Raw genomic sequence first — 6271 nt, 5'->3', positions numbered from 1 at the left:
TCTTAACTGATCGGCATTAGCCTAAGGCGCTTTTTTATAACATATTGTTGTAGGTCGCGGTTTTTATTGGCGCCGGTTCCTCTAAAGGAGTTTCACTGGGTGTTATTTTACCCTCAAGCGCACGTAATAAGCCTTGCTGATCGTTTGTTCCCACTCGGTACTTAGTACCGTCTTTTAAGGTTAACTGTAGCGCACTAAACCCTGATACAGAATACACCCACCCATCATGCGTAATACGAATACCAATACCATGGCGGTAAGAGTTTTGCACCGCTTTAGCCTCTACTATGTCAGCTAGTGCTAATCGTTGCCCCGCAACGCCAGGGCCAAAAGCCCAACTAATTGTTTGCTCGTCAACTTTTACAGTTAAGCCATGAAACAAAAAACCGACTAAAACCAATACACCGGCAAATACCATTAATGGCACATCGGCGCCCATTAAGTTCCAGGCTAAGGCTACAAAGCCGCCTATCCATGCTAAAACAAAAAATATAAACACCGCATATTGTTTATGCTGATACATAACACTCTCTTTATTATTAAAAACTGTACACCAACGTGGCGCTTAATTCTGAGTCGTATTTAAGGTTATCGTCTTCAGGTTTTGAATTATAACGATACATATAGGCAAACTTTAACGATACCGCACCTATAACTTGGCTAATCAAAGCGGTTTCTGACTTCAAACGCGAATTTAACCCCGACAAAGACTGCTCAATACTCACATCTTGATTAAAGCGCGTGCGCTTTGATACCAAACGCTCCCACTGCATTGCAATACGTACTAAATAACCAGTTTTGTTTTCATCTTCTTCGCTTACCTCTGATTCATCATCAGCGACAGAGCGATATAAGCCTGGGCCAATATCAATATCTACTTTATTTTTTACACCTTGGTAAACTCTGGCACCATAGCCTGTAGCCACCGTACTTTTGTAATCTAGGCCGCTAAATTTATCTTCTTCGTAGTCACCGTAAATAAAAAATGAAGAGTTTTTAACGCCCACTTTGTAGTTACCCTGTGCAGAGACAAAAATACGGTCTGCCGTTACATCGGTTTGCCCTGTATCTTCGTTTTGATCTCGTTTATACAAGGTGTCTAATTTAAATTGGTTACGCCAATTTTCGAAGTCTTGGTATAAATTCCCTCTAAACTTAAAGCTGGTAGAGTTAGTATTACCCTTACTTAAAATCAAGCCAAATTCAGTATCGCCATAGAGCATTTCGCCTTTATGTAGCTCGTGAATTTCTTCATCAGAGAGTTGTCCATATTCATGAAAGTCTTCAAATGGATCAACAGCCCAACAGCGGCTGCTCATTATTAAAAACACGAATAGTAAATACTTATGCACGGTAAACTCTCTTGCACATACAAACAAAACTGCTTACTCAGCGTGCTCTGTTTCTTTCCACAAAATATGACAAAACGGCGCGTCTTTATCACGGCTAATTAAAATTTTTGCAAATAACACATCTTCGTTTTCAAACTCTAACCCCACTAGCACTTGCACAAATAACTCCGGCTCTATTTCAAGTGCTACAAAGTCTTGCCATTGCTCATCAGGCTCGCCCTCTTCAATAAACCCAAGCTCTTCTCGGTATTCGTTAAAGTCTTCAACATCTTGTTCGCTAAGATTATTTGGCGCCAGCTCTAAAAAAATATCGTACGCTTGATGGGTAACTTCTTCTTCGCTATATAAACGTGGGCCTGACATGGGTAAAACCTCAATGCATTTTAAGTGCGCACATAATATCAAAACTCATCTGTGTTTTGAGAAAAAACAGCTAAAAATAATGACTTTTTTGTTACCAGCTCATGCGCGGTTAAGCTTAAATAAGATTCAAAGTGCTTTGACTAAAAAAGTTAAAAATAATTCAATTTATTTTTTATTATAAAACAAACCGTTACTTTACTTAGTACAACGTACATCATAAGCTCAAACACATAATAATAGGAGAGCGCAATGATAAAACTAGAAATACAACAAGGCATTGCTAACGTTATTTTAAGCCGCGCAGAAAAACAAAATGCACTTAGCTTTGATATGTTCATGCAATTAAACAGCACTATTAAACGTATAAAAAAAGATAAAAGTGTTCGCGCCGTAGTAATAAAAGGTGATGGTGAGCATTTTTGCTCAGGGCTTGATGTGGCTGCAGTGATGGCCTCACCATTAAACATTGTTAGGCTGTTGCTAAAATGGCTACCTGGCAATCAAAACCTAGCGCAAAAAGTGGTACTGGGCTGGCAATCGTTAAGCGTACCTGTGATTGCGCAAATAAACGGAAATTGTTTAGGGGGTGGGCTACAAATAGCATTGGGCGCCGACTATAGAGTTGTTGATACCCAAGCAAAACTGGCCATTATGGAAGCGCGTTGGGGGCTATGCCCCGATATGGGCGCTAATGTAGTGCTTGCTGGTTTATTAAAGCGCGACCAAGCGCTGTGGCTGGCAAGCCATGCCAATCCTATTAGTGCACACACGGCCTACGAGCTGGGGTTAGTCACAGAGCTTACAGACAATACCGAACAGGCCACACAGCGCATGTTAAATATATTACGTGAACGCTCCCCCGATACACTGGCAGCGATAAAGCGCGTTACTCAACAAAGCTACACAACAAACCAACGACAAATTTTAGCTAAAGAAACGTTTAGCCAAATTCGCTTGTTACTCAATCCTAATACTAAAAAAGCAATTGCCAAAGCAAAAGGGAAAACAGATATAAGCTATGCAAATTCAAAGCGCTGGTAAGACTAAATTAGCATTCAATAATAGTGCGTATTTGCTAACGTTAATTTCTTTCTATATTAATGAGCCATTATCATGAAGTACTTGCTTAGCAATGCAATTATTTTACTGTGCTTAGGGTGTGCTAAATTAATAATGCACTTAATTGGTGGCAGCTTCCCTGCACCGCTCCTTGGCATGGTTATTTTACTGAGTTTATTACTGTTAGGTGTAGTGAAAGAGCACCATATTAAACCCTCGGCCTCCCCTATTTTAAATATTATGCCAATATTTTTTATACCCGCGGGGGTAGGATTTATCGAGCACATTGCACTTATTAAGCTGCATTGGCCCTATTTGGTTTTGGTTATTTTGCTAGTCCCTGCCAGTACGCTTTTACTGGTAAGCAGCGTTGTTGGCTATGTTAAAGGTAAAAATAACAATGACTGAGCTGCACCTTACGCTATGGTACTTAACAACTCCCGCTATTATTTTGCTGTTTTTATTATTAAGAGCGTTTAATAAACACTGGCAGCACAGCATAGTAAAGTCGCTCACCAACCCAGTGTTTTTAAGTATTGCGATTATTGCCTTAGTACTTGTTAATTTAAAATTACCTTATGCTGATTTTTCCACGCATAGCCAACTACTTAGTTGGCTATTAGAGCCTGCTATAGTGGCACTGGCCTTACCTTTGTATCAGCAATTTATACATGTAAGAAAAAATCTACTGTTAATAGTAAGCACCTGTAGCTTAGGTATTATTAACGCCACTGTGGTGGCTTTTATTTTAAGTATTTTATTTGATGTACCCGCCAATTTAAGCGCCTCCGTAGCTGCATTAAGTGTAACTACGCCTATTTCGTTAATAGTTACTGAGTCTTTAGGGGGGATTAGCTCTCTTGCCGCAGCATTAGTTATATTTATTGGCTTACTAGGTGCACTCTTTGGGTTAATGCTCATTAAGTGGGTAGGTGTTAATAACCAGCAAGCTCAAGGAATAGCAATGGGAACTGCGTGCCATGCTATAGGCACCGCAGCAGCACTGGACGAGCACCCAAAAATAGGCGCGTTTTCCTCGGTTGCTATGGCTTTAAGCGCATTATTAACCGCCATAATAGTCCCCGTGCTATATCCTTTTTTAGTCAACACTTTGCTATAGTTAGCAAAAAATAATTACGCGATATAAAGAGCCCACTATGATCAGTTCTGAAATAGAACAATTTGAAAAATACTACACCATGCTCACTGAGTATTTAGTTACCTACAGCATGCAAATTGTGGGTGCCGTTTTTATTCTTATACTAGGTTTGTGGGTTGCTAAAAAACTCTCAAATTTAGTCGCTAAATTGATGGCTCGTCACAATATCGATATCACGCTTACCAGCTTTGTCAGTAACGTGGTAAAAGTATTGCTTATTGTGATGGTTGTAGTGATAGCGCTTGGCAAAATAGGCATCAGTGTTACCCCCTTTGTAGCGGCTATAGGTGCTGCCTCTCTAGGTGCGGGTTTAGCCTTACAAGGAATGCTTTCAAACTATGGCGCAGGCCTTGCTATTATTGCCACGCGCCCTTTTGTGGTAGGCGATACCATTGAAGTAAAAGGGGTCAGCGGCCAAGTAAAAACAATTGAGCTGGGTTACACCATTTTAATTGATGAAGAAAAAGTAGAAATCACTATTCCTAACAAGCACATAGTGGGTGAAATTATTCACAACTCGTTTAGCTACTCGTTAGTTAAAGGAGAAATAGACATAGCCTATACTGCCTGCGCTGATACCGCTGTTAGCCTTATTGAAGAAGTATTAAAGGCTCATGATCAGGTGGCTCAAAACCCTATTTCTCAAGTAGGCATAGAGCGCTTTGCCGATAGCGGCGTAACCATTAGTTATCGCTATTGGGTGCCTACAACCAAAATAATAGAAACCAAGCTTGCTATAAACGCAGGCGTTTATAAAGCCATTAATAGCGCTGAGATAGAAATACCCTTTCCGCAGCGGGTGGTTACTATTAAAGAACGCGACCTTTCTTAATAAAAAACAAAGCCGCTTAATGCGGCTTTGTTGTTTTTTAGCTTAAAGCAGTAATAAACTGCCTAACCCTAAAAAGGTCACAAACCCAACTATATCGGTAACCGTGGTTAATATTACCGAGCCAGAAAGCGCAGGGTCTATTTTCATTTTGTCTAAAATAGACGGTATAACAACCCCAGCTAACGACGCAGCAACTAAGTTAAGCAATATAGCAACGGTAATTGTAATGCTTAGCATTATGTCGCTAAACCAAACAAAGGTGAGCGCGCCAATCACTAATGCCCACACTAAGCCGTTCACCGCCCCCACCCGTAGCTCCTTTTTTAAAAGTGCATTGCGGTTAGAGTCGGTTACCTGGCCAAGCGCTAAACCGCGCACTATTACCGTTAAAGTTTGACTCCCGGCGATTCCGCCCATAGAGGCCACCACAGGCATAAGTACCGCCAGTGCCACAACCTGCTCTATTGTTGCGCCAAATAAGCCAATAAACCAAGATGCTAAAAACGCAGTGGCTAAATTTATACCCAGCCAAATTCCCCGGTTTTTAGCACTTTTTCTTACACTGGCAAACAGGTCTTCGTCTTCGCGTAAACCACCAGCTTTGGCCGCAGCTTCGTCGGCAATTTCTTGGCGTAGTTCGTATGCCGAGCTAATGGTTAAACGCCCGACTAATTTATTATCGGTATTAACCACCGGCATGGCCATTTTTTCACTGTGAATAACCACTTCTGCCGCTTCGTATAAATCATCATCTGCATGTAATGATGAAAAATCATAGTTTGCCAGCGCCAATAGGTTATCGCCTTCATCGGCTTTTATTAAATCATTTACTGCAAGTTCACCTATTAGGCTGCCTTGGCGGCTAACTAAATACACAACTTCGCTGTATTGCGGCAAACCTTTGTGCAGTAATTTTTTAACGCCTGCAATTGTTGCTTTTTCAGTTATTTTTAGAAAGTCGAAACCAACCCAGTGACCTAATTGCTCAGGCGGATACTGCTGAGCAAGATCGTATTGTTTCGTTTGTGCTTCATCGAGTTGCTTTTTAGCATAATCAACAAAGCGCTCAGGAATAACCTCTTCAAGCTCAAGTAATTCTTCAACATTCACTTCATCTAATAGCGCGTATGCCTCGCTATCATCTAAGGTTTGTAGTAACCATAAGCAGCTGTCATCGCTCAGGGTGACAAATATTTCATGCTGCGTGTCTTTATCTAATAGCTGCCAAATTTCTAGACGCTGTTCTTTTGGGATGGCCTCAAAAAGTAGCGATAGGTGTTCAGTAGATAAATTAAGCTGTGCATCGGCTAAAAGCTGGCTTTTTTGCGTGTGTGTTTCGCATTGTAATAAATCGTTTATTAGCTGCGGTAGTTGGTCGACTGGATACTCAATCATCTTGAAACCTTAAATTTAAAAATGCACATTGCTTATAGTTTACTTGAACAATAAAAAATTGCAGAAAAAACCTAAACTTATTAAGACGCTTTAAGCTTTGATGGTTGAAAC

Annotated in this window: 8 protein-coding genes; 4 read left to right on the top strand and 4 right to left on the bottom strand. The window is 40.6% G+C overall.

Annotated features, from left to right (window positions below):
• Window positions 1-34 precede the first annotated feature (34 nt).
• The 3 genes from B4F91_RS06400 to B4F91_RS06390 form a co-directional block, all read right to left on the bottom strand.
• The gene (locus B4F91_RS06400; protein WP_004586216.1) at window positions 35-523 is read right to left on the bottom strand and encodes a hypothetical protein; all 489 of its coding nucleotides are present in this window, start codon (window positions 521-523) and stop codon (window positions 35-37) included.
• 16 nt (window positions 524-539) lie between these two features.
• A complete protein-coding gene (locus B4F91_RS06395) occupies window positions 540-1319 on the bottom strand; it encodes a DUF481 domain-containing protein (RefSeq protein WP_276537847.1) in 780 nt (259 codons plus the stop codon).
• A gap of 66 nt (window positions 1320-1385) precedes the next feature.
• Window positions 1386-1715 carry an HI1450 family dsDNA-mimic protein gene (locus B4F91_RS06390; RefSeq protein ID WP_004586214.1) on the bottom strand — a complete coding sequence of 110 codons (330 nt, stop codon included), beginning with the start codon at window positions 1713-1715 and terminating at the stop codon, window positions 1386-1388.
• Between the two features lie 249 nt (window positions 1716-1964).
• Here B4F91_RS06390 and B4F91_RS06385 point away from each other — a divergent pair, with 249 nt between their 5' ends.
• The 4 genes from B4F91_RS06385 to B4F91_RS06370 all read left to right on the top strand — a co-directional run bounded on the left by B4F91_RS06385 (window position 1965) and on the right by B4F91_RS06370 (window position 4765).
• Window positions 1965-2756 carry a crotonase/enoyl-CoA hydratase family protein gene (locus B4F91_RS06385; RefSeq protein ID WP_248462357.1) on the top strand — a complete coding sequence of 264 codons (792 nt, stop codon included), beginning with the start codon at window positions 1965-1967 and terminating at the stop codon, window positions 2754-2756.
• A 72-nt stretch (window positions 2757-2828) separates the two neighbouring features.
• Window positions 2829-3182 carry a CidA/LrgA family protein gene (locus tag B4F91_RS06380; protein ID WP_286937879.1) on the top strand — a complete coding sequence of 118 codons (354 nt, stop codon included), beginning with the start codon at window positions 2829-2831 and terminating at the stop codon, window positions 3180-3182.
• Window positions 3175-3894 (top strand): LrgB family protein, encoded by a 720-nt coding sequence (locus B4F91_RS06375; protein ID WP_286937881.1) that lies wholly within the window; start codon window positions 3175-3177, stop codon window positions 3892-3894. The genes B4F91_RS06380 and B4F91_RS06375 overlap by 8 nt, the downstream gene beginning before the upstream one ends.
• Window positions 3895-3931: 37 nt before the next feature.
• Window positions 3932-4765 (top strand): mechanosensitive ion channel family protein, encoded by an 834-nt coding sequence (locus B4F91_RS06370; protein WP_004586209.1) that lies wholly within the window; start codon window positions 3932-3934, stop codon window positions 4763-4765.
• Between the two features lie 42 nt (window positions 4766-4807).
• Here the strand turns inward: B4F91_RS06370 and B4F91_RS06365 are convergent, their stop codons facing one another.
• The gene (locus B4F91_RS06365) at window positions 4808-6160 is read right to left on the bottom strand and encodes a magnesium transporter (RefSeq protein WP_024033089.1); all 1353 of its coding nucleotides are present in this window, start codon (window positions 6158-6160) and stop codon (window positions 4808-4810) included.
• Window positions 6161-6271 lie beyond the last annotated feature (111 nt).

This window comes from Pseudoalteromonas sp. UBA6610 (assembly GCF_002433295.1).
Taxonomy (GTDB): Bacteria; Pseudomonadota; Gammaproteobacteria; order Enterobacterales; family Alteromonadaceae; genus Pseudoalteromonas; species Pseudoalteromonas atlantica.
This window is presented reverse-complemented; position numbering and strand designations above follow the sequence as displayed.